Origin of the sequence: Streptodolium elevatio (assembly GCF_040649515.1) — a bacterium.
GTDB classification, from domain to species: Bacteria; Actinomycetota; Actinomycetes; order Streptomycetales; family Streptomycetaceae; genus Yinghuangia; species Yinghuangia elevatio.
Genome location: NZ_JBEZFP010000006.1, coordinates 51,426 through 74,573, shown reverse-complemented (window position 1 = coordinate 74,573; position 23,148 = coordinate 51,426). Strand labels below are relative to the sequence as shown.

The window sequence follows — 23,148 nt, the reverse complement described above, 5'->3', positions numbered from 1 at the left end:
GTATACGCCGCGCGGGCGGTAGACCCGCGATTTCGGCGATCAACCGGAGAAACCGGAAGGAGCCCTGACAAGGGTGAGCACCATGCCGACCAACGACAGCAGCGCGCTGGAGTGGACCGATCTCGACAAGCGCGCGGTGGACACGGCTCGTGTCCTCGCGATGGACGCCGTGCAGAAGGTCGGCAACGGCCACCCGGGTACGGCGATGAGCCTCGCACCCGCGGCCTACCTCATCTGGCAGAAGCTCCTCAAGCACGACCCGGTCGACCCCGACTGGGCCGGCCGCGACCGCTTCGTGCTGTCCCCGGGGCACACCAGCCTGACGCTGTACACCCAGCTCTTCCTGTCGGGCTACGGCCTGACGCTGGACGACCTGAAGGCGTTCCGCACCTGGGGCAGCCGTACGCCCGGCCACCCCGAGCACGGCCACACCTCCGGCGTCGAGACCACCACCGGCCCGCTGGGCCAGGGTCTCGCCAACGCGGTGGGCATGGCGATGGCGGCCCGTTACGAGCGCGGTCTGTTCGACCCCGAGGCGCCCGCCGGCACCTCGCCGTTCGACCACACCATCTGGGCGATCGTCTCCGACGGCGACCTGGAAGAGGGCATCTCCGCCGAGGCCAGCTCGCTCGCCGGCCACCAGAAGCTCGGCAACCTCGTCGCGGTGTACGACGACAACCACATCTCGATCGAGGGCGACACCGAGACCGCGTTCAGCGAGGACGTCCTCAAGCGCTACGAGGCCTACGGCTGGCACACCCTCCGCATCGAGCCGCTGCCCAACGGCGACATCGACGTCGACGCGCTGTACGCCGCGCTGCTCGCCGGCCGCGCCGAGACCGGCCGCCCGACGATGATCGCGATGCGCACCACCATCGCGTGGCCCGCGCCGAACGCGCAGAACACCGCCAAGGCGCACGGCTCCGCGCTCGGCGCCGACGAGGTCGCCGCGACCAAGAAGATCCTCGGCTTCGACCCCGAGCAGAGCTTCGAGGTGGCCGACGAGGTCCTCGCGCACGCCCGCAAGGTCGTCGACCGCGGCCGCGCCGCCCGCGCCGAGTGGGACACCGCGCTCGACACATGGCGTGCCGCCAACCCGGAGCGCGCCGCGACCCTCGCGCGCGTCGCCAAGCGGCAGCTGCCCGACGGCTGGGAGCAGGCCCTCCCGGCCTTCGAGACCGGCAAGCCGATGGCCACCCGCAAGGCGTCCGGCAAGGTGCTGGAGGCGCTGGGCGGCGTCATCCCCGAGCTGTGGGGCGGCAGCGCCGACCTCGCCGAGTCGAACAACACCACGATCGACGAGTCCAGCTCGTTCCTGCCGGTCGGCAACGCGCTGAAGTCCGCGGACCCGTACGGCCGCACGATCCACTTCGGCATCCGCGAGCACGCCATGGGCTCGACCATGAACGGCATCGCGCTGCACGGCGGCACCCGCGTGTTCGGCGGCACCTTCCTGGTGTTCTCCGACTACATGCGCCCGGCCGTGCGCCTGGCCGCGCTGATGAAGCTGCCGGTCACGTACGTGTGGACGCACGACTCGATCGGCCTGGGCGAGGACGGCCCGACCCACCAGCCGATCGAGCACATCGCCGCGCTGCGCGCGATCCCCGGCCTCGACGTCGTCCGCCCGGCGGACGCCAACGAGGTGGCCGTCGCGTGGCGCACGATCCTGTCGCACACCGACCGCCCGGCCGGCCTGCTGCTGACCCGCCAGGACGTCCCGACGTTCGAGCGCGACGACCACAACTCGGCCGACGGCGCCGCCAGGGGCGGCTACATCCTCGCCGAGGCGTCGAAGGGGCTGCCGCAGGTCGTGCTGATCGGCACCGGCTCCGAGGTGCAGCTCGCCGTGCAGGCGCGCGAGACCCTGGAGGCCGAGGGCATCGCGACGCGCGTCGTGTCGATGCCCTCGATCGAGTGGTTCAACGCGCAGGACCAGTCGTACCGCGAGCACGTCATCCCGCCGAACGTGAAGGCGCGCGTCTCGGTCGAGGCCGGTATCGCGCTCGGCTGGCGCGAGATCGTGGGCGACGCCGGAAAGATCGTGTCGCTCGAGCACTTCGGGGCATCCGCTGACTTCAAGACGCTTTTCGCGGAGTTCGGCATCACCGCCGCGGCGGTCGTGACGGCCGCGCGGGAATCCCTGCGCGCCGCGGGCGCTTGAGCCGGACGAGACCGGCTAAAGACATTCAGCGACCACTCGATCGGTCACTCACCGACCACTGAGGAGCGAAAGACATGACGGACAACCTCCGTCGCCTCTCCGCCGAGGGTGTGGCTATCTGGCTCGACGACCTGAGCCGTGCCCGCCTCGACTCCGGCAACCTCGCCGAACTCGTGCGCGACAAGGAGATCGTCGGGGTCACCACGAACCCGGCGATCTTCCAGAAGGCCATCTCGGGCAAGGACGACTACAACGCCCAGCTGCGTGACCTCGCGGTCCGCGAGGTCACGGTCGAAGAAGCCGTGCGCATGATCACCGTGCAGGACGTGCGGCGCGCGTGCGACGTGCTCAAGCCGGTGTACGTGGCGAGCAACCACGTCGACGGCCGCGTGTCGATCGAGGTCGACCCGCGGCTCGCGCACAAGACCGAGCCGACCGTCGCCGAGGCCCGCCAGCTGTGGTGGCTCGTCGACCGCCGGAACCTGTTCATCAAGATCCCGGCGACGAAGGCGGGCCTGCCCGCCATCTCGCAGGCGATCTCCGAGGGCATCAGCGTCAACGTCACGCTGATCTTCTCGCTGGAGCGCTACAAGGCCGTCATGGACGCGTACCTGACCGGCCTGGAGCGCGCCAAGGAGGCCGGCCTCAACCTCGCCGAGATCGAGTCGGTGGCGTCCTTCTTCGTGTCCCGCGTGGACACCGAGATCGACGGGCGCCTCGACAAGCTCGGCACCGACGAGGCGAAGGCGCTGCGCGGCAAGGCCGGACTGGCCAACGCGCGCCTGGCGTTCGAGGCGTACGAGGAGGTCGTCGCCTCCGACCGCTGGAAGGCGCTGGCCGCCGCGGGGGCCAACCCGCAGCGTCCGCTGTGGGCGTCGACCGGGGTCAAGGACCCGGCCTACAAGGACACGCTGTACGTCGACGAGCTCGTGGTCGCCGGCACCGTGAACACGATGCCGGAGGCCACGCTCGAGGCGGTCGCCGACCACGGCGACATCCACGGCGACGCGGTGCGCGGGACGTACGACGCGGCCCGCGCCGACCTGGCCGCGCTGGAGCAGCTGGGGGTCTCGTACGACGAGGTCGTGCAGCTCCTCGAGGACGAGGGCGTGGAGAAGTTCGAGACCTCGTGGAACGAACTCCTGGACTCCGTGCAGAAGGAGCTCCAGCGCCTGCGCCCGTGAACCGGCGCACCCCCGGGCCTCGATCCCTCGTCGGAGCCCTATAGCAGCACTCTTCGGCTGTCACGGCCGAACGTCACCCGTTCGGCCGTGACAACCGGGGAAATCCACGCAATCAGGGCATGATTTCAGCAGACTCCACAACACAGGAGGGCTGACCGCCCGTGCAACACGCATTCGACGAACGCGTGGCCGCCGGCGGCGTGGAAGTCACCGTCACCGGTGACCTCGTCCGTGCCGCAGCTGTCCACGACGCCGTCGCGACGTCGATCACCGACAAGGTTCCCGCGCGGCTCGCCGCGTCGGATCCCACCCTGTGGGGACCGGACGCCGAGTCCGAGGCGGCCGTGCGCCTCGGCTGGGTCGACCTCCCCGCCTCCTCCCGGGCGTTGCTGCCGCAGCTCGCCGAACTCCGCGAGCAGGTCCGCGCCGAAGGACTCGACCACGTGGTCCTGGCCGGGATGGGCGGCTCCTCGCTCGCCCCCGAGGTCGTCGCCGCGGTCCACGGAGTCCCCCTCACCGTCGTCGACACCACCGACGCCGACCAACTGCGCCGCGCGCTCCGCGAACGCACCGAACGCACCGTCGTCGTGGTCGCCAGCAAGTCCGGCGGCACGATCGAGACCGACAGCCACCGCCGCGCCTTCGAACAGGCGTTCCGCGACGCGGGTCTGACACCGAGCCAGATCGCCGCGCGCATCGTCGTGGTGACCGACCCCGGATCGCCGCTGGAGACGTCCGCGCGGGAGGCCGGCTACACGGTCGTCCTCGCCGACCCCAATGTGGGCGGGCGCTACTCCGCGCTGACCGCGTTCGGCCTGGTGCCGAGCGCCCTCGCCGGCGCCGACGTGGCACGTCTGCTCGACGAGGCCGCGGCACTCGCCCCGGCCCTCGGCGGTGCCACCGACAACCCCGGGCTGCTGCTCGGCGCCGCACTCGGCGCGGCCGCCGCGTCCGGCCGCGACAAACTCGTCCTTTCCGACGGCGCCGGCCTGCCCGGTTTCGGGGACTGGGCCGAGCAGTTGATCGCGGAGTCCACCGGCAAGCAGGGCCGCGGCATCCTGCCCGTCGTCGTCGAGGGCCCCGACGCGCCCGGCATCGCCGGCCGGGGGCGCGACGCCGTGGTCGCGGCCGTCGGCGCGGGGAGCGGCGACATCACCGCTCCGTCCGCCGCGGCCGATTCGTCCGCCGCACCCGGGACCCCCGACATCGCCGTCACCGGCCCGCTCGGCGCGCAGTTCCTGCTCTGGGAGTACGCCACCGCCGTCGCCGGCCGCATCATCGGCATCGACCCCTTCGACCAGCCCAACGTCCAGGAATCGAAGGACAACACCGCCAAGCTGCTCGACACGCTCGCCGCCGAGGGCACGCTGCCCCAAGGCACCGCGGCGTTCGTCGACGGCGGGACCGCGGTGTACGGCGACGCCGACCTGCTCGGCGACACCGCCACCGTTCAGGACGCCCTGCGCGCGCTGCTCGCGGCCGTACCGGAACGCGGCTACCTGGCGGTCATGGCGTACCTCGACCGCGGCGGTGACACCGGCGCGCCGGACCTGCGCCCGCTGCTCGCCCGCGCGCTCGGCGACCGGCAGGTCACCTTCGGCTGGGCGCCGAGGTTCCTGCACTCGACCGGCCAGTTCCACAAGGGCGGCCCGCAGGTCGGGGCGTTCCTGCAGATCACCAGCGAGGTCACCGGCGACCTGCCGGTGGCCGGCCGCCCGTACACCTTCGCGCAGCTGCAAAAGGCCCAGGCGCTCGGCGACCTCCACGCGCTCACCGCGCGCGGCCGCCCGGTGCTGCGCCTCCACCTCCTGGACCCCGCCGAAGCCCTGGCAGGTCTGCTGTCCGACGCACGCGCACTGGAGGGTGCCGCATGACACGCTCGCCGGCTGTTTGGCCCGCGAACCCGCTTCGTGACCCGCAGGACCGCCGTCTGCCACGCATCGCGGGGCCGTCCGGCCTGGTGATCTTCGGGGTGACCGGCGACCTGAGCCGCAAGAAGCTGATGCCCGCGATCTACGACCTGGCCAACCGCGGCCTGCTGCCGCCGGGCTTCGCGCTCACCGGCTTCGCCCGCCGCGACTGGGCCGACGAGGACTTCGGCCAGGTCGTGTACGACGCGGTCAAGGCGCACGCCCGCACCCCCTTCCGCGAGGAGGTGTGGCGCCAGCTCTCCGAGGGATTCCGGTTCGTCCAGGGCGACTTCGACGACGACGAGGCGTTCGACCACCTGCGCCAGACGATCGCCGAGCTGGACCAGAAGCAGGGCACGCACGGCAACCACGCCTTCTACCTCTCCGTACCGCCGAAGTTCTTCCCCCTCGTCGTCGCGCAGCTGAAGAAGCACGGCCTCGCCGACCCGCCGCACGCCGACTCGTGGCGGCGCGCGGTCATCGAGAAGCCGTTCGGCCGCGACCTGGAGACGGCGATCGAGCTCAACAACATCGTCGACGACGTCTTCCCGCCCGAGTCGGTCTTCCGCATCGACCACTACCTGGGCAAGGAGACCGTCCAGAACATCCTGGCGCTGCGCTTCGCCAACACGATGTTCGAGCCGCTGTGGAACCGCTCGTACGTCGACCACGTGCAGATCACCATGGCCGAGGACATCGGCATCGGCGGCCGGGCCGGCTACTACGACGGCATCGGCGCGGCGCGCGACGTCATCCAGAACCACCTGCTGCAACTCCTCGCACTGACCGCGATGGAGGAGCCGCAGTCGTTCGAGGCCGACTCGCTGGTGGCCGAGAAGCTCAAGGTGCTCAACTCCATCAAGCTGCCGGACGACCTGGGCAAGCACACCGTGCGCGCGCAGTACACGTCCGGCTGGCAGGGCGGCGAGCAGGTCTGCGGCTACCTGGAGGAGGACGGCATCTCGGCGTCGTCGCGCACCGACACGTACGCGGCCATAAAGCTGGAGATCGAGAACCGCCGCTGGGCGGGCGTGCCGTTCTACCTGCGCACCGGCAAGCGCCTCGGCCGCCGCGTCACCGAGATCGCCGTCGTGTTCCAGCGCGCCCCGCACCTGCCGTTCGACGAGACCGCGACCGAGGAGCTGGGGCAGAACGCGCTGGTGATCCGGGTGCAGCCGGACGAGGGCATGACGCTGCGGTTCGGCTCCAAGGTGCCCGGCACCGCGATGGAGGTCCGGGACGTCAACATGGACTTCGCGTACGGCGAGTCCTTCACCGAGTCGAGCCCGGAGGCGTACGAGCGCCTGCTGCTCGACGTACTCCTCGGCGACGCCCCGCTGTTCCCGCGCTGGGAGGAGGTCGAGGCGTCCTGGAAGATCCTCGACCCGATCGAGAAGTACTGGGACAAGCACGGCAAGCCCGACACCTATGTCTCCGGGACGTGGGGCCCCGAGGCAGCCGACCAAATGCTCGCACGTGACGGACGGAGCTGGCGCCGCCCATGATGATCGACCTGATCGACACGAAATCCAGTGCCGTCAACGCGGCGCTGGTCGACGCGCGGCACGCCATCGGGTCACCCGCCCTCGGCATGGTGCTCACGATGGTCATCGTCACCGACGAGAGCAACCAGTACGACGCCATGAAGGCCGCCGTCGAGGCGGCCCGCGAGCACCCCTCGCGCATCCTCGTGGTCATCGGCCGCCCCGGACCGGACATCCCGCCGCGCCTCGACGCCGAGGTGCGTGTGGGTGACGCGGGTGCGGGCGAGACGGTGGTCCTGCGGCTGCACGGCGAACTGGCCGAGCACGCCGAGTCGGTGTGCCTGCCGCTGCTGCTGCCGGACGCCCCGGTGGTGGTGTGGTGGCCGGGCAAGGCACCGGAGACGGCCAGCAAGGACCCGCTCGGCGTGCTCGCGCAGCGCAGGATCACCGACGCGGTCGCGGCGCCCCGGCGCACCGACTGGCTGGAGATCCGCGCGTCCGGCTACGTGCCCGGCGACACCGACCTCGCGTGGACGCGCACCACGACGTGGCGCAGCCTGCTGGCCGCCGCGCTCGACCAGCGCTACGAGCGGATCACCGGTGCCTCGGTCGAGGCCAAGGCGGGCAACCCGAGTGCCGAACTGCTCGCGCTGTGGCTGTCCGACCGCCTGAAGGTCCCGGTGGAGCGCGTCGTCTCGGCCGGCCCCGGCATCACCGCGGTACGCCTGACCACCGTGCAGGGCGACATCGCGATCACCCGGCCCGACGGCGTGCTGGCCACGCTGTCCACGCCGGGCCAGCCGGACCGGCACGTCGCCCTCAAGCGGCGTGACGCGGCCGAGCTGATCGCCGAGGAGCTGCGCCGACTCGACCCGGACGACGTCTACGCCACCACGCTCGCGCACGCGGCGGAGGAGGCCAAGGCGGCCGGCAAGTCCGCCGACCCGTCCGACGCCGCCGCGGAGGCGGCCGCGAACGAGCAGTCGTCGGTGGCGCTCGCCGCGTTGCCCGGCGGCCCGACGATGGCGGACACCGCGGACGTCGCGAAGCCGGCGGCGAAGCGGGCGGCCTCGCGTACGTCCGGAGGCGGGTCGAACGCGCCGAACCCGTCCGGTGCCACGAAGAAGACCGCGAAGTCCGCGAACTCGCGGTCGTCGTCTTCGTCTTCCTCCTCGTCATCGTCCTCGTCCCGGTCGCCGCGCAAGCGCTCCGGCGGTGGTTCGTCGTGACCGCGACGCCCGCGGTCCTGATCCACGCGGACGGCACGCTCCTCGCCCGCGCCGCGGCGGCCCGGCTCATCACCCGGCTCGTCGACGCGCAGGCCGCCCGGGGAGTGGCGCACATCGTGCTCACCGGCGGCCGCAACGGCAACGCGCTGATGCGTGAACTGGCCGAGTCCCCGGCCCGGGACGCGGTCGACTGGGCGCACGTCCACGTGTGGTGGGGCGACGAGCGGTTCCTGCCGAGCGGCGACCCGGACCGCAACGAGACGCAGGCCCGCGCCGAACTGCTCGACAAGCTGCCGCTCACCCCGGAGTTCGTGCACCCCATGCCGGCCTCCGACGGGCCGGACGGCGGCGACCCGGAGGCCGCGGCGGCCCGCTACGCGGCGGAACTGGCCGTCGCGGCAAGGGCGGAGACGGCGGGGGAGCGGGGCGGGGTGGACGTCCCGTCCTTCGACGTCGCGATGTTCGGCGTCGGCCCGGACACCCACGTCGCCTCGCTGTTCCCGGAGTTGCCCGCGGTGCAGGAGACCGCGCGGACCGTGGTGGCGGTACGCGGGGCCCCGAAGCCGCCGCCGACCCGGATCACCCTGACGTTCCCGGCGATCCGTACCGCCAAGGACGTCTGGCTGCTGGCCGCGGGCGAGGACAAGGCCTCGGCCGTGCGGATCGCCCTCGCGGGCGGCGGGGACAAGCAGGTCCCCGCGGCGGGCGCGTACGGCCGCCGCAACACCCTGTGGATACTGGACCGTTCCGCGGCCGCGCAGCTGCCGCCCGGTCTGAACCGCATCGCGTCGCCGTAGCGGGCGGAGACGAACGGGTGGGGCGGCTCCCGGAGTTCCGGGAGCCGCCCCACGCGTGTCTGCCGGTGCTCCAGGTACCCGGGCTCCAGGTACCGGGAGTGGGCGCGTCAGGACAGGCGGAGGCGTCCCCGGTGCGGCTTGGCGGGGAACTCGGCGGTCTCCAGGCGGAGTCCGAAGGGCTCCGGGATCGTGATCGGGTCGCCGTAGGTGACGGTGTGGTGGGCGAGGTAGTCGCCGTGCTGCGGGTCGGTGTAGAGCGTGACGAGGGCGAGCAGCGGGTCGACGAGCAGGTAGAGCGGGACGCCTTCGCTCGCGTACAGCAGGCGCTTGGGTTCGCGGTCGTTCCTGATGCTGGACTCGGAGCCGACCTCGACGACGAGTTCGACGATGTCCATGGAGTGGAAGCGCAGGTCCGCGTCCAGCGCCTTGTCCGGGACGACGGTCAGGTCCGGGATCGGCTCGTCGCCGGTGGCCGGGCATCGGTAGCGGATGCCGCCGATGGGCCGGTGGTCGGCGGGGCACGCGGCCTGGAGTTGGCGGCGGACCTGGTCGACGGTGAGCGCGTGGCGGCCGCGCATGAGCGGTGACATGACGATGACTCCCCCGAGGATCTCCGCCCGGAGCGAGTCCGGGACATCGAAAGCGTGCAGAAGCTCTGAGAGCGAACTGTCGGAATGGCGGACAGCGATCATCGAATCCTCCGGTCGAGTGATCGGAATGTGATCGTCCGTCGACAGAAGGTAGTGGCGAAAGGGTGGCGCGTCCGGGTGTTCGAGTGACGTCACCCGTTTGGCCTAACGCTGCTGTCCGCCCGGCCCGCAAGGGAGTTCCGGGGGCGGCTGCCGGTCGGCGGTGAGCCGACGTCAGGTCGGTCGGCGCCTGTCAGCGGGCGCCTTCTCAGTCGGTGCCTGTCGCCCGGTGCCTGTCGCCCGGTGCCTGTCAGCCGGTGCCGGTTGGTCGGTGTCGGCCAGTCAGTCGGCGGTGCCGAGTGCGGGGATCGGGTACGGGCCGTGGTTCAGGTCCACGCCCGCCCGCACTTTGGTCTCGGCGACGCCGCCTTCGGACCAGATGTGGCACGTACCGCGGATCGGCGCGACCACCCGTTCGACGACGTCCGCGGGGAGGGGGTGCAGGCCGGGGCGGGGGACCGGGTTCGCCTCGAGACGCGCCCTGGCGTGGCAGGACATGACGCTCTGGAACACCGCGGACCCGAGCGCGCGGGACAGCTCGAACAGGTGGGAGCAGCCCGAGACACCTCGGAACCCCTCCTGGAGCCGGGAGTTGAAGCCCGCACCCACCCGCATCCCGACCAGTTCCCCGAACTTCGGTGCGATCAGCGGGCATTCGGCGTGCGGGAAGCTGTGCATGCCGGCGTCGGCCGCGGTGATGACCATGTCGGACTTGCGGACGCGTACGTCCAACTGCATGTGGTGCAGCACCGCCCGCCCGTCGGTCTGCCAGGGCCGCTCGTCCCGCAGGTACGCGGTCACCAACAGGTCGCCGCCTTCCTCGAACGCGTCGAAGGTCAGCGTGCGGCGGTGCACCGGGAGCGGCACCCGCTCCGTGCCGCTCGTCTCCCGCGCCGCGGTCCCGCCGGTCGTCCCGTTCATCCCCGCCCCTTCCTGCGCCCCGGACGCCCGGTGGCGCGGCTTCGGCTCCTCACCGCAGTTTGCCTGACTGATACAACTATCCCGCCACCGGGGTGCCGATGGCGGGACAGTCGATGCTCACGTTCCCGTGGTCGTGGTCGTGGCCGTGGGAGTGCGGCGGCTCAGCGGGCGGGTGCCACCCCCAGGAGCTCCAGGACGTCGGCGTCGCCCCGGTCCTGGAGCCGCTTGAGGACGGCCTTCAGGTCGCAGTTCGCGTCGAGCCCCAGCCGGGCGCCCAGCAGGGCGGGCAGGTTGACCTGGTCGGGGACGGGGTCGACGCCGGTGTGCCGCAGCGCACGCGCCCAGCGCGGCAGCCGCAGCTTGCCGTCGCCGGCCAGCAGCCGCGTCTCCAGGCGCCCCGGCCGCACCGAGCCGATGAACACCATGTCGCCGTCCTCGGCGCCGAGTCCGGCCAGGATGGCGCGCAGCGAGACGCAGTACGGCTCCCGCTCCCACCGCAGCGCGGCGGGACCCGCGGCGTGGTGCAGGCGCAGCCCCTGGTCCGGACGCAGGCCGAGGGACAGTACGAACTGCGGGGGCAGCGGCAGGCGTTCGCCGTCGATCAGCGGCATGTCGACGTCCACCCGGTACCACCAGACGCCCTGGTCGTCGCGGAAGCAGCGGGCCGCTTCGCCGGGATCGGCGTCCGGGTCCGGTTCCGCCGGCGCGGCGGCCGAGCCGGGCGCGGTCCAGGACGGCATGCCGGGTTCCGAGCCGAACGCCGCCTCGGGACCGGTCCCGGAGCCCGTTCCGGATCCCGGGTCGGGGTCGGGACGCGCCGCCTCCACGGTGGCCGCGGCCGCCTCGTTCTCGCCCGTCTCCGGGACCGCCGCGGCCTCGCCCGACTCGTCGCGCGGCCACGGGCGTACGACGCCGTCCGCGATCTCGAAGCCGTCGAGCCGGGCGATCCACGCCTCGCGCACCTTGACGCGCACGCCCAGTGCGGACAGCGGCGGTTCGAGGGCCGCCAGCGGGGCGGAGCCGTCGCGTTCGCACGCGGCTCCGACGATCTCCGAGGTGCGCGACTCCAGTTCACCGGGCGCGCCGGCGGTGATCCACCCGTCGGCGGACGTGTTGAGGTCGAGCAGGCCGCGTACGACCTGCCACAATTGCACGCCGAGCCCCGGCACCGACGCGCTGTGCCGGTCGTCGAGTTCGCGGAGTTCGGCGACCGTGGCCACCGGGCCGAGGCTGTCGCGCACGTAGGCGAGGTGTTCGCGCACCTGGCTTCCGCCCGGCTCATCCAGCTGTGCGTGCAGGTGCTGTCGCAACGCCCGTTCCAGCGCCGCGACCTCCGCCGTGTCCTTGTCGAACTCGGCCGCGATGGACGAGAGTTCGCGCGGGCTGTCGGTGAACAGCCGGTCCCGGGCGAGGGTTCGCCAGCGCGGTTCGCGGCCGGAGAACCACCCCGCGAGCACCATGACGATGTTGGTGGAGACGGGGGCGGGGGTGTCGTCGGAGTCGGCGTAAGACGACGCGCCCTCGACGGAGTCCGCACCGTGATCGATTGCGGTGGCCGCACCGACGTCCGCTCCCGCGCCGCCCGTATCGGCCACGTCGCCACCCGGCACCGGCGGCGCCGTCGTGGGGCGCGGCGGGATGGGCGGCGGCTGCGTCGGCTTCGGCGGGATCACGATGTCCGGGACGGCACCGGCCGGTTGCTGCGTCTCGGGCAGCGCGGACGCCTCCGAGTGCGCGGCGGCCTCCGAGCGTCCCGCCTTCTCCGCCTGTGCCGCCTCGGCCCGGGCGGCCGCCGCGGCCTTCGCGGCGGCGGCTTCGGCGCGCGGGTCGCGGGCGTCCGGGACGGCTTCCGCGGTGTCGGCGGCGATGGGCCGGGAGTCGACCTCGACCGTCACCTCGTCGTCCGTGTCGCCGGCACCCGCGTCGTCACCGGCACCCGCAGTGCCGCTGTCGCCGCCTTGACCCGGCAGTGCCTTGGCGCCACCGCCGCGGATCCACGACGGACCGACGCCGAGCGACGTCGGGTCCAGTACCTCGTCCGCGTCCCACTCGGACTGCGAATCCGGCTGTGCCTCGGTGTGCTTACCGGACTGCGGGTGGAACGCCGGGGGAGATGCGAACACCTCGGGTTCCCGGGACCGCGCGGCGGACGGCACCGGGATGTCGTCGCGCGTCGAGGGCGGGATCTCGCCGAACGCGTCGACCGAGCCTTCCGCGGCGTCGCGGCCGTCCCGCGGTTCGGACCGCGGCTCGTCGCGCGGCGCGGGCTGCGCGGGCAGGTCCTCGCGCGTGGCGGGCGGGATCTCGCCGAAGGCGTCCATGGCGTCGTCGGCGGGCTCCCGCGGCGCTTCGGGACGTACGGCGCGGTCCTCGCGGGTGGCGGGAGGCACCTCGCCGAAGCCGTCGAACGCGCCGCCGCAGGGGTGCGCGCCGGAGTCCTCCGAGTCGTCCCGGCGCTCCGAATCCGCGGCGTGGTCCGGGTGGCCGGCGCCGTCGTCGATGCCCTCGTCACCGCCGTCGGCGGCGGTGACGGTGGGCATGGCGAGCATCGTCAGGTCGTCCGCACCCACCGGCGGCACGCGCGGCGGCTCGGAGGTGGCCGCGGGCATCGCCAGCATGGTCAGGTCGTCCGCGCCGAACGCCGGGCGCGCGTCCCGCTCGGGCTCCCCGCGGCTGTCGGACCGGGCGTCCGACGCCGAGCCGGACTCGGGCTCGTCGTCGGCGGCGGTGTCGGGTGCGAAGGCGGCGTCGTCCGGGCGTACGGCGCCGAGCATCGCGGTCATCTCGGGGGCGTTGTACGGGTCCTCCAACTCGGCGCCGGGCACCGCGAGCGCGTCCTCGGACACGTCCAGCCCCTCGGGCAGCAGGGTCTCCGGCACCAGCGAGGTCAGGCGCAGCAGCGCCGTGCGCACCTCCGGAGGTGCGCCCTCGATACCGACGACGGCCACGGTCTCCAGCGTCACGCGGGCGAGTTCGGACATCAGCGGGACGTCCGGCGCCTCCTCGGCGAGCCAGCGCACGACGTCACCGAGGTCGCCGGTCGGCGGGGCGGGCATGCTGACCGGCCGCAGCTCGTCCTCGATCGCGTCGAGAAGGTCGCTGACCGGTTCGAGGCCGGAGTCCGCGGACGGGTCACCGTAACCGGCGTACGCGGGCTGCGCCTCGTGCGCGACCGACGGCGGCTCTGACTCCGGTTCGGGGTCCGCCGCCGACTCGTCGACGGGTGTGACGGGCGGCCGCTTGCTGATCCGGATACCGCGCGGAGACGGCGGCGAAACGGGCGCCTCCGCGAGGGCCTCGGCGGCACTTTCCGCACCCTCCGCCGGAGTCTCGCCGGAGCCGCCCGCAATGGAGGCGTCGACGGATTCTTCCCCGGACTCTTCCACACGTTCTTCCGCGGGCCCCGCCACGGAATCCGCAACGGAGTCGTCTGCCGCGCCGTCGGGCACGGCCGGCGCGCCCACGGTGCGTGCGTCGTCGGGCAGCAGCCCCAGGACCTCCGCGAACAACTGGGAGATCACCGGGCGCACGGTCGACGTGCCGATCTGGGTCCAGTCGCCGATCTCCTGCACGGTCGCGGTCAGCAGGTCCGCCCAGTCGGGCGTCCTGACCAGGACGTTCGTGCGTGCGGCGTCGGGCCACTGGGAGAGCCGGAAGTCGTTGCGGGCGAGCCACGCCGCCGGGAGCAGGTCGCCGAGGCGCAGGTGGCGGAGCTCGCCGTACGCCAGGTCCGCCAGCCGGTCGGGGAGTTCCGCCGCGCCGATCGCGTCGACGGCGCGCGAGATCGGCACGCTCGTCCACCACGCGGGCGGCAGGCCCGGGTGGCCCAGATGCCGGTCCACGCGGTCGGGGGGCAGGAAGCGCAGGGCCGGGACGAAGTCGGCCAGGGTGGCCTCAAGCCGTGGCTGCATGCGGATCCTCCGTGACGCGGACTCTTCTGTTGCCGCTTCTCGTGCCGACGGTAGCGCCCGCGCAGCGTGTCGGCACAGGGCGGTCGTACCGTACGCACCACCCGGCAAGCGGGACGTCGCAGCGCGCCGGTTGGTTCCCGGCACGGAGCCGACCGGGGCAGGTCAGAGCCGACTCGGGGGTCGGCCGGCGGCCGGATTTCGCGGCCTCAGGAACCGTCCCCGGGCTGCGCGGATCCGTCCGCGGCGGCTTCCTTACCGTCGCCCCCGGCCGGTGCGGCGGCCGGTGCCGCGGCCGGGACTGTGCGGCGGATCACCACGACGCCCTTGTCCAGGTCGATCGGCCCGGGGCCGCCCTGCTCGTGGTCGTCGTCGCGGGCGAGCGCGAGTCGGTTGTGCTCGTCGTTGGTGTGCTTGCGTCCCGGACTGAACAACTCCTCGAAGATGCCGCCTATCACGTGGCGCGCTCCCGCCGGTAGAGCGCCACGACGTGGCGCGGTGACTCTCTCCCTGCCACGGTACGCGCCGTCGCCACCCCGGTGCGCCGGGCGTGCGCCCCCGGTTCCGGACCACCACCCGTGCACCTGCCGGGCGTGCCTCGTCCGTGTCTGTTACCGCCAACGAGGTTTCGCGCGCCCCGCACAAGTCGATCTCACATACAAGGGAATCGAGGATCCGTCCGAGTGCACGGCGAGCAGCACGATCCGGCGATCAGGGGGAGCTGTGGGCGAGACCGCACCGCTGCGGCAGCACGGGGAGTCCAGATCCGACACACCGAATCCGGTCCACACACAGGTCCACTCGTCGACCGCACCGCCCATCCCGGCCCAGGCGACCGCGGCCGGAGGTGCCCCGGGCCGGCATCCGGGGCAGGCGCAGCACCCGGTGCCGGCGGTCCCGCAGGGCTCCGCATCCATGGTCTTCTCGCTGTGCCTGCCCGCGACGGTCGAGGCGGTCCCGCGTGCGCGGCACGCGCTACGCGGGTCGATACGGGGTGAGATACCGGGCGAACCGCTCGACGTCCTCGAACTCCTGGTCTCCGAACTCGTCACCAACGCCGTGCAGCACTCGCCGCAGTCGACCACCGTCACTGTCGAGGTGCTGCGCGGCGATCGCACGATCCGGATCGCGGTGACCGACGCGGGGGCGCTGCTGCCGCGCCCGCGCCGGGCGAAGTCGGTCGCCGAGGCCTCCGCGGACGAGCACGGGCGCGGCCTGCTGCTGGTGGAGGCCCTCGCGGAGTCGTGGGGCAGCCGTCCGGTGCCGGGCGGCAAGGTCGTGTGGTGCGACGTCGACGTGCTCCGGGACTGAGCACATGCCGCCGGGCCGACAGGGCTCGATGCGCTCGTGGGCCACGTCGGGCTCGCGGGCACATCACGGGGGCGCCGGTACGCCGTGCAGGGCTTGCCGCGCACACCCGTGAGCGGACGACGCGTCAGATCCGGCCCGCGAACGTGTCGCAGGAGGCCATGTCGCCCGTGCGGTACCCCTGGGTGAACCACTGCTGCCGCTGCGCCGCCGAACCGTGCGTCCAGCTCTCCGGGTTCACCCGCCCCTGGAACTCCTGCTGGATGCGGTCGTCGCCGACCGCGGCGGCGGCGTCGAGGCCGTCGGCGATGTCCTGGTCGGTCAGCTGCGTGATGAGCGGCGCAGTACCGTCCGGCTGCGGCCGGGTGGCGTTCTTCGCCCACACGCCGGCGTAACAGTCGGCCTGGAGTTCGAGGCGTACGGCACCGCTCTGCGGTCCCTGCCGGTCGTTGCCGACCTTGGCCATCTGGCCGGTGAGGTTCTGGATGTGGTGGCCGTACTCGTGCGCGATGACGTACGCCTCGGCGAACGGCCCGCCCTTCGCGCCGAACTTGGTGCGCAGGTCGTCGAAGAAGCCCAGGTCGATGTAGACCTTCCGGTCGGCCGGGCAGTAGAACGGGCCGACCGCCGAGGTCGCGCCGCCGCACGCGGTGCCGACCGAGCCGCTGAAGAACCGGGTCGGCGCGGCCGTGTAGCGGCCGCCGCGGGCCGTGAACTCGCCGTCCCAGTAGCCCTGCGCGCTGTTGACCACGCCGACGACGCGGCAGTCGTCGCGCGCGTTGGCGTCCCGCCCGGAACGGCAGGAGTCGGCGAGCGCCTGGTTGTCGGCCGGGATGTCGCTGCCGCCCCCGCCGCCGTCCGCGAGGCCGAGTTGGTCCGGGCTGATGCCGAAGATCAGCGCGACGATGGCGACCAGGATCCCGGCGCCGCCGCCGATCTTGAGACCGGGGCCGCGCAGCCCGCCGCCACCGCCTCGGGAGCCCCGGGAGTCCTCGATCTGCGACGTGTCGAGATTGGCGTCGTCGTTGAACTGCATGGGACCACCCGTCGTCCGGCGGAGATCAACATCCCTTTTGTCAGAATTTAAGGGTGTTCCGCGCGGGCGGCATGCGCAGCACCCGGACCACCCGTCGCCCGCCCGACGCGGTGGAGGCGCGGTCGTGGCGCGACGGGTGGCGACCGGCGTACGGCGGTCTCCGGCTAGACTGACGCGTATGGTCGTGAGGGCTTTCAATCCGCTGCGTGACCGCGGGGTGCATTAGGGCGAGGCGGTCCACGCCGCCCTCTGAGGTCCCCATGCCCCTGTCCGCCGGAGCCGACTTCCGGCCCTATCTGGAGCCACGTCCCCGACATGATCAATGCCACCGCCGTCGAACTGCGCGCGGGCGCCCGCATCCTCCTCGAATCGGCCACCTTCCGGGTCGCCCCCGGCGACCGCATCGGCCTCGTCGGCCGCAACGGCGCCGGCAAGACCACGCTGACCAAGACCCTCGCGGGCGAGACGCAGCCGGCCGCCGGAAGCATCGCGCGGACCGGCGAGGTCGGCTACCTGCCGCAGGACCCGCGTACCGGCGACCTGGACGTGCTCGCCAGCAACCGGATCCTTTCCGCGCGCGGACTCGACAGCGCCATCGCGGGCATGCGCGCCGCCGAGCAGACCATGTCCAACTCGGCCGGCGAGGCACGCGAGAAGGCGATGCGCCGATACGCGCGCCTGGAGACCGAGTTCCTCACCAAGGGCGGGTACGCCGCCGAGGCGGAGGCGGCCACGATCGCCGCCAGCCTCGGCCTGCCGGACCGCATCCTGTCGCAGCCGCTGCACACGCTGTCCGGCGGTCAGCGCCGCCGCGTCGAACTGGCCCGCATCCTGTTCTCGGACGCCGACACGTTGCTGCTCGACGAGCCGACGAACCACCTCGACGCCGACTCGATCGTCTGGCTGCGGGACTTCCTGAAGACGTACAAGGGCGGGTTCATCGTCATCAGCCACGACGTGAACCTGGTCGAGACGTGCGTCAACAAGGTGTTCCACCTGGACGCGAACCGCACCGCGCTGGACGTCTACAACGTGGGCTGGAAGGCGTACCTGACGCAGCGTGAGACGGACGAGCGCCGCCGCAAGCGTGAGCGCGACAACGCCGAGAAGAAGGCCGCGCAGCTCATGTCGCAGGCCGACAAGATGCGCGCCAAGGCGACCAAGACCGTGGCCGCGCAGAACATGGCCCGGCGTGCCGAGCGGCTGCTGTCCGGGCTCGAGGGCGTCCGCCAGTCCGACAAAGTCGCCAAGCTGCGATTCCCCGACCCCGCGCCGTGCGGCAAGACGCCGCTCATGGCGTCGGAGCTGTCCAAGTCGTACGGCTCGCTGGAGATCTTCACGGACGTCGACCTCGCGATCGACAAGGGCTCGCGCGTCGTCATCCTCGGCCTCAACGGCGCCGGCAAGACCACGCTGCTTCGGCTGCTGGCCGGCGTCGAGCAGCCGGACACCGGCCGCGTCGAGCCGGGCCACGGCCTCAAGCTCGGCTACTACGCGCAGGAGCACGAGACGCTGGACCCGGAGCGCACCGTGCTGGAGAACATGCGCTCCGCCGCGCCCGACATGGACCTGGTCGAAGTACGCAAGGTGCTGGGCTCGTTCCTGTTCTCCGGCGACGACGTCGACAAGCCGGCCGCGGTGCTGTCCGGCGGCGAGAAGACCCGTCTCGCGCTGGCGACGCTGGTGGTCTCGGCGGCCAACGTGCTGCTGCTCGACGAGCCGACCAACAACCTCGACCCCGCGAGCCGCGAAGAGGTCCTGGGAGCGCTGCGCTCGTACGCGGGCGCCGTCGTGCTGGTGACGCACGACGAGGGCGCGGTCGAGGCGCTGCAGCCGGAGCGCATCATCCTGCTGCCGGACGGCGTCGAGGATCTGTGGAGTGCGGACTACGCCGACCTGGTCGCCCTCGCCTGAGCGGGACCGGCACGCAAGGCACCGCCGAGGGAGCGGCCGCCGCCGGGGCGCCCGGGGCAACTCCGGGAGTACGGCCGCGGTCACTGCCGGGGTGGCGTCGAGACTGCCGCCGATGCGCTTTCCGGGCCTGGCGGTTCGGCCCGGCAGCGCCCGAACAACCCGCTGACGCCGGGGTTTCCCGGGCCGACAGGGATTCCCACACGAAATCCTCACAAGAGGAATCCCAAACTCCGGATCTCCCGGGCGCACACCCAACCGAATGATCAGCCACGCTGAGCAAGGTCGTAGACCTTGTGGGTGACCAGCGGCTTTGTGGACCAACAGCGGACAAGGTCAAGGAATTCCCGCCGGAACCCGGGGTTCCGGACGATGGATCTTGCCCGTCGGCGGGCGGATCAAGGCCCGCGGTCGGGCCCACGGGCTCCGCGGAATCACTGGCCTTGCCGCCCGCGAGGGGTGATCATGGGAACCCAGAGCGCACTTCCCATGAGGAGGCACGTGTGGCCGAGACTCTGAAGAAGGGCAGCCGGGTGACCGGCGCCGCGCGCGAAAAGCTCGCGGCGGACCTCAAGAAACAGTACGACTCCGGCGCCAGTATCCGCGCACTTGCGGAGGCGACGGGCCGTTCCTACGGCTTCGTGCACCGGATGCTGAGCGAATCGGGTGTGACCCTGCGCGGAAGGGGCGGGGCCACGCGCGGCAAGACCAGGGCTACGTCTTCCTGAGCCCTCCCGAGCTCCACCTTGTACTGCCTGCACAGCTCTTGCACTGCATCGCACCAGCCGACGGCTCGTGAAGTTACCAGCCGGTACCATCTCTCACGTGCGGCCACCCGACCTGCTTCCAGGCCGGGTGGCCGATCTCGGTGCACCCGGTCCGCCGTCCGGCCCGGAACCACCCCTCACGTGGAGGTAGAGCATGTCGGAGTACGTCCGTCTGGAACAGACGGGTCCGCTCGCCGTGGTGACCCTGGCCAATCCGGACCGGCGCAACGCGCAGACGCCCGCCATGTGGCGGGAGCTTGCCGGGATCGGGCGCTCGCTGCCCGGAGACGTCCGCGCGGTTGTGCTCCGGGGCGAGGGCGCCTCCTTCTCGGCGGGTCTCGACCGCCGTCTGTTCCCGGGCGGCGGGGGAGTTCCCGGCGAGGCCGCGCTCGCCGACCTGGCCGAACAGGACGAGGCCGGTCTCGACGCGGCCATCTCCGGATTCCAGGAGGCGTTCACCTGGTGGCGGCGCCCGGACCTGGTCTCCATCGCGGCGGTGCAGGGCCACGCGGTGGGGGCCGGGTTCCAACTGGCCCTCGCGTGCGACCTGCGCGTGTGTGCCGACGACGTGCAGTTCTCCATGCTGGAGACCTCGCTCGGGCTGGTCCCCGACCTGGCCGGCACCAAGCCGCTTGTGGACCTCGTCGGATATTCGCGGGCGCTGGAGATCTGCGTGACCGGGCGCCGGGTCGGCGCCGAGGAGGCGGCGGCGCTGGGCATCGCGACGAGCGTCGTACCGCGTGCGGCGCTCGACGACGCGGCACTGGAGCTGACCCAGGCCCTCACCCAGGCCCCGCGCGACGCGGTGGTCGAGACCAAGGCCCTGCTGCTCGGTGCGGCCGCGCGGTCGTACGACGAGCAGCGTGCCGCCGAGCGTGAGGCCCAGGGGCGCCGCCTTCGGGACCTGCTGGGCAAGGGCGAGTAACCGCGGGGGAGTTGACGCGGGGTCAACGGGTAGCGGTGCCTGGTACGTGCCTACCCCGTACCCGCCCGTACCCCCGCCTTGCCTTCCCCGGAAGGATTTCCCCCGGCCGCGCGTTGAGTGGGTCGACTCGTTCGCCGACGTGCCCTCAAGGGGGAATGACAACGCATGATGCCCGGTGGCTCTCTGGGGGTTTCCCCGCGTTCCTGGTCCCGTGACGGCTCCGTCGTCAAGCAGAAGCTCGCCCCGGGGACCGTACGCCGCGTAGGTGCCTTCGCGAAGCCCTTCCGCGGGCAAATTGCCGCCTACCTCGTCCTCGTCGTCATCGGCGCGGTCCTGATGGTGGTGCCGCCGCTGCTCGCCCAGCGCATCGTGGACGACGGCGTCCTCGGCCACGACGCCGGCCTGGTCACCACGCTCGCACTCGTGGTCGCGGGCATCGCCGTCGCCGCCGCGGCCGCGGGCCTCGTCGAACGCTGGTATTCCGCGCGGATCGGCGAGGGCTCCATCTACGCCCTGCGCACCCAGGTGTTCGCCCACGTGCAGCGCATGCCCGTCGCGTTCTTCACGCGTACGCAGACCGGCGCGCTGATCTCGCGACTCAACAACGACGTCCTGGCCGCGCAGCGCGCCTTCACCTCGACCCTCGCGGGCACCGTCTCCAACGTCGTCAGCCTGGTGCTGGTCGCGGGCACGATGTTCTACCTGGCCTGGGAGATCACCCTCGTCTCGCTGGTGCTGCTGCCGCTGTTCGTCATCCCGGCGAAGTGGATCGGACGCCGCCTCCAGGCCCTCACGCGCGAGCAGATGCAGCTCAACGCCGAGATGTCCACGGTCATGACCGAGCGCTTCAACGTGTCCGGCGCGATGCTCGCGAAGATCTTCGGCCGCCCCGAGGAGGAGGACGACGTCTTCGCCGCCCGCGCGGGCCGGGTGCGTGACATCGGCATCCGCATCGCGCTGGTCAACCGCGTCTTCGCCACGGCTCTCACCCTGGTGGCGGCACTCGCCACCGCCCTCGTCTACCTCATCGGCGGCCACCTGGCGGTCGACGGCAAGCTCAGCGTCGGCACGCTCGTCGCGCTCACCGTCCTGCTCGGCCGCCTCTACGGCCCGCTCACCGCACTCGCCAACGTGCGCGTCGACGTCATGACCGCGCTGGTCAGCTTCGAGCGCGTCTTCGAGGTCCTGGACCTCGACCCGATGGTCGCGGACAAGGACGACGCGGCACCGCTGCCCGCGGACGCCGCCCGCGTCGAGTTCGACCACGTCGGCTTCCACTACCCGGCGGCCGACGAAGTCTCCCTGGCCTCACTCGAATCGGTGGCCGTCCTGGACCGCGCCCACGGCGGACAGGTCCTGCACGACGTCTCCTTCACCGCCGAGCCCGGCCAGATGATCGCCCTGGTCGGGCCGTCCGGCGCCGGCAAGACGACGATCACCAGCCTGGTCGGCCGGCTGTACGACACGACCGCGGGCGCCGTGCGCATCGGCGGGCACGACGTACGCGACGTGACCCTGGAGTCGCTGCGGGACGCGGTCGGCGTCGTGACGCAGGACTCGCACATGTTCCACGACTCGATCCGCGGCAACCTGCTGTACGCGCGCCCCGACGCCACCGAGCCCGAACTGTGGCAGGCGCTGCGCGACGCGAACATCCTCGAACTCGTGGCGAACCTGCCCGAGGGCCTGGACACCGTCGTCGGCGAGCGCGGCCACCGCCTCTCGGGCGGCGAGAAGCAGCGGCTCGCCATCGCGCGCCTGCTGCTGAAGGCGCCGCGCGTGGTGGTCCTGGACGAGGCGACCGCGCACCTGGACTCGGAATCGGAAGCGGCGGTGCAGCGGGCGCTCGCCAACGCGCTGCGCGGGCGTACCGCACTGGTGATCGCCCACCGCCTCTCGACCGTGCGGGACGCCGACCAGATCCTCGTGGTCGACGACGGCCGCATCGTCGAGCGCGGGCGGCATGAAGAACTCCTGGCCCTGGGCGGGATGTACGCCGACCTCTACCACCGGCAGTTCCGCGACGGGGACACGATCACCCGGATGGACGCGGTCGCGGAAGCGGACGTGGACGCCGACGGCGCGGGGCCGGTGCGCGGCGTCGACGACGGCGAACCGGCGGCGATCGCGGGCTGATTCGTCCGGACGAGCAGATTCGCCCGGACGGGCGAATCGCGCGTGTGGGCGGTTGGCACGTACTCGGGCCGTGCCGGCCAGGGCGCGGAGCGGCGGGTCCGTCAGGACTGGGGCTTCGGCTTCGCCTTTGCCCGGGTCTTCGGCGCCGACGCCGCGGGCGGTGTCGCGCGCGGCGTGGCGCGTGGTGCGGCCGCGGGTAGTGCCGCAGGGGCCGCTACCGGCGCCGCTTCCGGGGCCGGTTCGTCGAGCCACACCACCTTGACGTCGACGCGCAGCGCGCCGCCGCCCGCACCGGACTTCGCCGACGACTTCGCCTTGGTGGTGCGGGCCGGGGACTTCGCCGCGGCAGCGGTCTTCGTCGCGGCTTTGCCGGCGGCGGGTTTCGGGAGCGGCTCGACGCCGAGCACGTCGACGGCTGCCGCGGCGACGCGTTCGCGCACCCGCTCGGCCACCGCGTGCAGCGCGAGGCCGTACGCGATCGCCACCGAGATGGTCACCGTCGTCTCGCCGGTGTCGTCGTCGGTGCGGATCAGGCAGCTCCGGGAACGTACGCCGGGCTCCGCGTCGGCGGCGTCGCGCAACGCTCGCGCGTCCGGCGCCTCGGTCAGCCCGACCGCCGCGCCGAACGCCGCGAGCCCGCCGCCCTTCGCCCGTCCGGCGGCGTCCTCCGCCGCCGTCCGCGACACCGTCGCGGACTCCGCGTCCGTCGCCGCCAGCAGCTCCGCCGCGGTCGGCATCCCGGTCTCCGCCGTGCTTTTGTCCTGCTTGTTCATACGCCC

General features: G+C 72.5%; 17 protein-coding genes. 11 read left to right on the top strand and 6 right to left on the bottom strand.

All coding sequences use genetic code 11. From position 1 onward, the window contains the following. Positions 1-73: 73 nt before the first annotated feature. From tkt to pgl, 6 genes are all read left to right on the top strand, one after another. Positions 74-2,164, top strand: a complete 2,091-nt coding sequence (tkt, locus tag AB0C36_RS03840; RefSeq protein ID WP_358348733.1) for a transketolase — start codon at positions 74-76, stop codon at positions 2,162-2,164. Between the two features lie 74 nt (positions 2,165-2,238). Beyond that, the gene (gene tal / locus AB0C36_RS03835) at positions 2,239-3,348 is read left to right on the top strand and encodes a transaldolase (protein WP_358348730.1); all 1,110 of its coding nucleotides are present in this window, start codon (positions 2,239-2,241) and stop codon (positions 3,346-3,348) included. Positions 3,349-3,509: 161 nt separating this feature from the next. Then, positions 3,510-5,222 (top strand): phosphoglucose isomerase-related protein, encoded by a 1,713-nt coding sequence (locus tag AB0C36_RS03830; RefSeq protein WP_358348728.1) that lies wholly within the window; start codon positions 3,510-3,512, stop codon positions 5,220-5,222. Continuing rightward, positions 5,219-6,763: a glucose-6-phosphate dehydrogenase gene (zwf, locus tag AB0C36_RS03825; protein ID WP_358348725.1), complete on the top strand. Its 1,545-nt coding sequence runs from the start codon at positions 5,219-5,221 to the stop codon at positions 6,761-6,763. The genes AB0C36_RS03830 and zwf overlap by 4 nt, the downstream gene beginning before the upstream one ends. Further along, positions 6,760-7,971, top strand: a complete 1,212-nt coding sequence (gene opcA, locus AB0C36_RS03820; protein WP_358348722.1) for a glucose-6-phosphate dehydrogenase assembly protein OpcA — start codon at positions 6,760-6,762, stop codon at positions 7,969-7,971. Before zwf ends, opcA begins: the two co-directional genes overlap by 4 nt. Next, the gene (gene pgl / locus AB0C36_RS03815) at positions 7,968-8,768 is read left to right on the top strand and encodes a 6-phosphogluconolactonase (RefSeq protein ID WP_358348719.1); all 801 of its coding nucleotides are present in this window, start codon (positions 7,968-7,970) and stop codon (positions 8,766-8,768) included. Before opcA ends, pgl begins: the two co-directional genes overlap by 4 nt. 107 nt (positions 8,769-8,875) lie before the next feature. Here the strand turns inward: pgl and AB0C36_RS03810 are convergent, their stop codons facing one another. From AB0C36_RS03810 to AB0C36_RS03795, 4 genes are all read right to left on the bottom strand, one after another. Then, positions 8,876-9,460 carry a Uma2 family endonuclease gene (locus AB0C36_RS03810; protein WP_358348716.1) on the bottom strand — a complete coding sequence of 195 codons (585 nt, stop codon included), beginning with the start codon at positions 9,458-9,460 and terminating at the stop codon, positions 8,876-8,878. A 279-nt stretch (positions 9,461-9,739) separates the two neighbouring features. Continuing rightward, a complete protein-coding gene (locus AB0C36_RS03805) occupies positions 9,740-10,378 on the bottom strand; it encodes a DUF2889 domain-containing protein (protein WP_358348713.1) in 639 nt (212 codons plus the stop codon). Positions 10,379-10,539: 161 nt separating this feature from the next. After that, positions 10,540-14,289: a hypothetical protein gene (locus tag AB0C36_RS03800; RefSeq protein ID WP_358348710.1), complete on the bottom strand. Its 3,750-nt coding sequence runs from the start codon at positions 14,287-14,289 to the stop codon at positions 10,540-10,542. Between the two features lie 206 nt (positions 14,290-14,495). Further along, the gene (locus AB0C36_RS03795) at positions 14,496-14,744 is read right to left on the bottom strand and encodes a DUF6191 domain-containing protein (RefSeq protein ID WP_358348708.1); all 249 of its coding nucleotides are present in this window, start codon (positions 14,742-14,744) and stop codon (positions 14,496-14,498) included. A 265-nt stretch (positions 14,745-15,009) separates the two neighbouring features. Between AB0C36_RS03795 and AB0C36_RS03790 the strand changes: the two genes are divergently transcribed. After that, positions 15,010-15,597 carry an ATP-binding protein gene (locus AB0C36_RS03790; RefSeq protein WP_358348705.1) on the top strand — a complete coding sequence of 196 codons (588 nt, stop codon included), beginning with the start codon at positions 15,010-15,012 and terminating at the stop codon, positions 15,595-15,597. Between the two features lie 124 nt (positions 15,598-15,721). Here the strand turns inward: AB0C36_RS03790 and ypfJ are convergent, their stop codons facing one another. Then, the gene (gene ypfJ, locus AB0C36_RS03785; protein WP_358348703.1) at positions 15,722-16,630 is read right to left on the bottom strand and encodes a KPN_02809 family neutral zinc metallopeptidase; all 909 of its coding nucleotides are present in this window, start codon (positions 16,628-16,630) and stop codon (positions 15,722-15,724) included. Between the two features lie 315 nt (positions 16,631-16,945). Here ypfJ and abc-f point away from each other — a divergent pair, with 315 nt between their 5' ends. The 4 genes from abc-f (at position 16,946) to AB0C36_RS03765 (ending at position 22,369) form a co-directional block, all read left to right on the top strand. Further along, positions 16,946-18,544, top strand: a complete 1,599-nt coding sequence (gene abc-f / locus AB0C36_RS03780; protein WP_358348700.1) for a ribosomal protection-like ABC-F family protein — start codon at positions 16,946-16,948, stop codon at positions 18,542-18,544. A 500-nt stretch (positions 18,545-19,044) separates the two neighbouring features. Then, positions 19,045-19,269: a helix-turn-helix domain-containing protein gene (locus AB0C36_RS03775; protein WP_235057814.1), complete on the top strand. Its 225-nt coding sequence runs from the start codon at positions 19,045-19,047 to the stop codon at positions 19,267-19,269. Between the two features lie 193 nt (positions 19,270-19,462). Beyond that, on the top strand, positions 19,463-20,233 hold the full coding sequence (locus AB0C36_RS03770; RefSeq protein WP_358348698.1) for an enoyl-CoA hydratase/isomerase family protein: 771 nt from the start codon (positions 19,463-19,465) through the stop codon (positions 20,231-20,233). 168 nt (positions 20,234-20,401) lie between these two features. After that, positions 20,402-22,369: an ABC transporter ATP-binding protein gene (locus AB0C36_RS03765; RefSeq protein ID WP_358348854.1), complete on the top strand. Its 1,968-nt coding sequence runs from the start codon at positions 20,402-20,404 to the stop codon at positions 22,367-22,369. Positions 22,370-22,470: 101 nt separating this feature from the next. Here the strand turns inward: AB0C36_RS03765 and AB0C36_RS03760 are convergent, their stop codons facing one another. Beyond that, positions 22,471-23,142 carry an Asp23/Gls24 family envelope stress response protein gene (locus tag AB0C36_RS03760; RefSeq protein ID WP_358348695.1) on the bottom strand — a complete coding sequence of 224 codons (672 nt, stop codon included), beginning with the start codon at positions 23,140-23,142 and terminating at the stop codon, positions 22,471-22,473. Positions 23,143-23,148 lie beyond the last annotated feature (6 nt).

Bases quoted from the DNA above. Each gene is read 5' to 3' on its own strand.
- tal (WP_358348730.1), top strand. From the start codon at position 2,239: ATGACGGACAACCTCCGTCGCCTCTCCGCCGAGGGTGTGGCTATCTGG.
- AB0C36_RS03760 (WP_358348695.1), bottom strand. From the start codon at position 23,142: ATGAACAAGCAGGACAAAAGCACGGCGGAGACCGGGATGCCGACCGCG.
- AB0C36_RS03805 (WP_358348713.1), bottom strand. From the start codon at position 10,378: ATGAACGGGACGACCGGCGGGACCGCGGCGCGGGAGACGAGCGGCACG.
- opcA (WP_358348722.1), top strand. From the start codon at position 6,760: ATGATGATCGACCTGATCGACACGAAATCCAGTGCCGTCAACGCGGCG.
- zwf (WP_358348725.1), top strand. From the start codon at position 5,219: ATGACACGCTCGCCGGCTGTTTGGCCCGCGAACCCGCTTCGTGACCCG.
- AB0C36_RS03770 (WP_358348698.1), top strand. From the start codon at position 19,463: ATGTCGGAGTACGTCCGTCTGGAACAGACGGGTCCGCTCGCCGTGGTG.
- ypfJ (WP_358348703.1), bottom strand. From the start codon at position 16,630: ATGCAGTTCAACGACGACGCCAATCTCGACACGTCGCAGATCGAGGAC.
- AB0C36_RS03765 (WP_358348854.1), top strand. From the start codon at position 20,402: ATGCCCGGTGGCTCTCTGGGGGTTTCCCCGCGTTCCTGGTCCCGTGAC.
- AB0C36_RS03800 (WP_358348710.1), bottom strand. From the start codon at position 14,289: ATGCAGCCACGGCTTGAGGCCACCCTGGCCGACTTCGTCCCGGCCCTG.
- AB0C36_RS03810 (WP_358348716.1), bottom strand. From the start codon at position 9,460: ATGATCGCTGTCCGCCATTCCGACAGTTCGCTCTCAGAGCTTCTGCAC.
- abc-f (WP_358348700.1), top strand. From the start codon at position 16,946: ATGATCAATGCCACCGCCGTCGAACTGCGCGCGGGCGCCCGCATCCTC.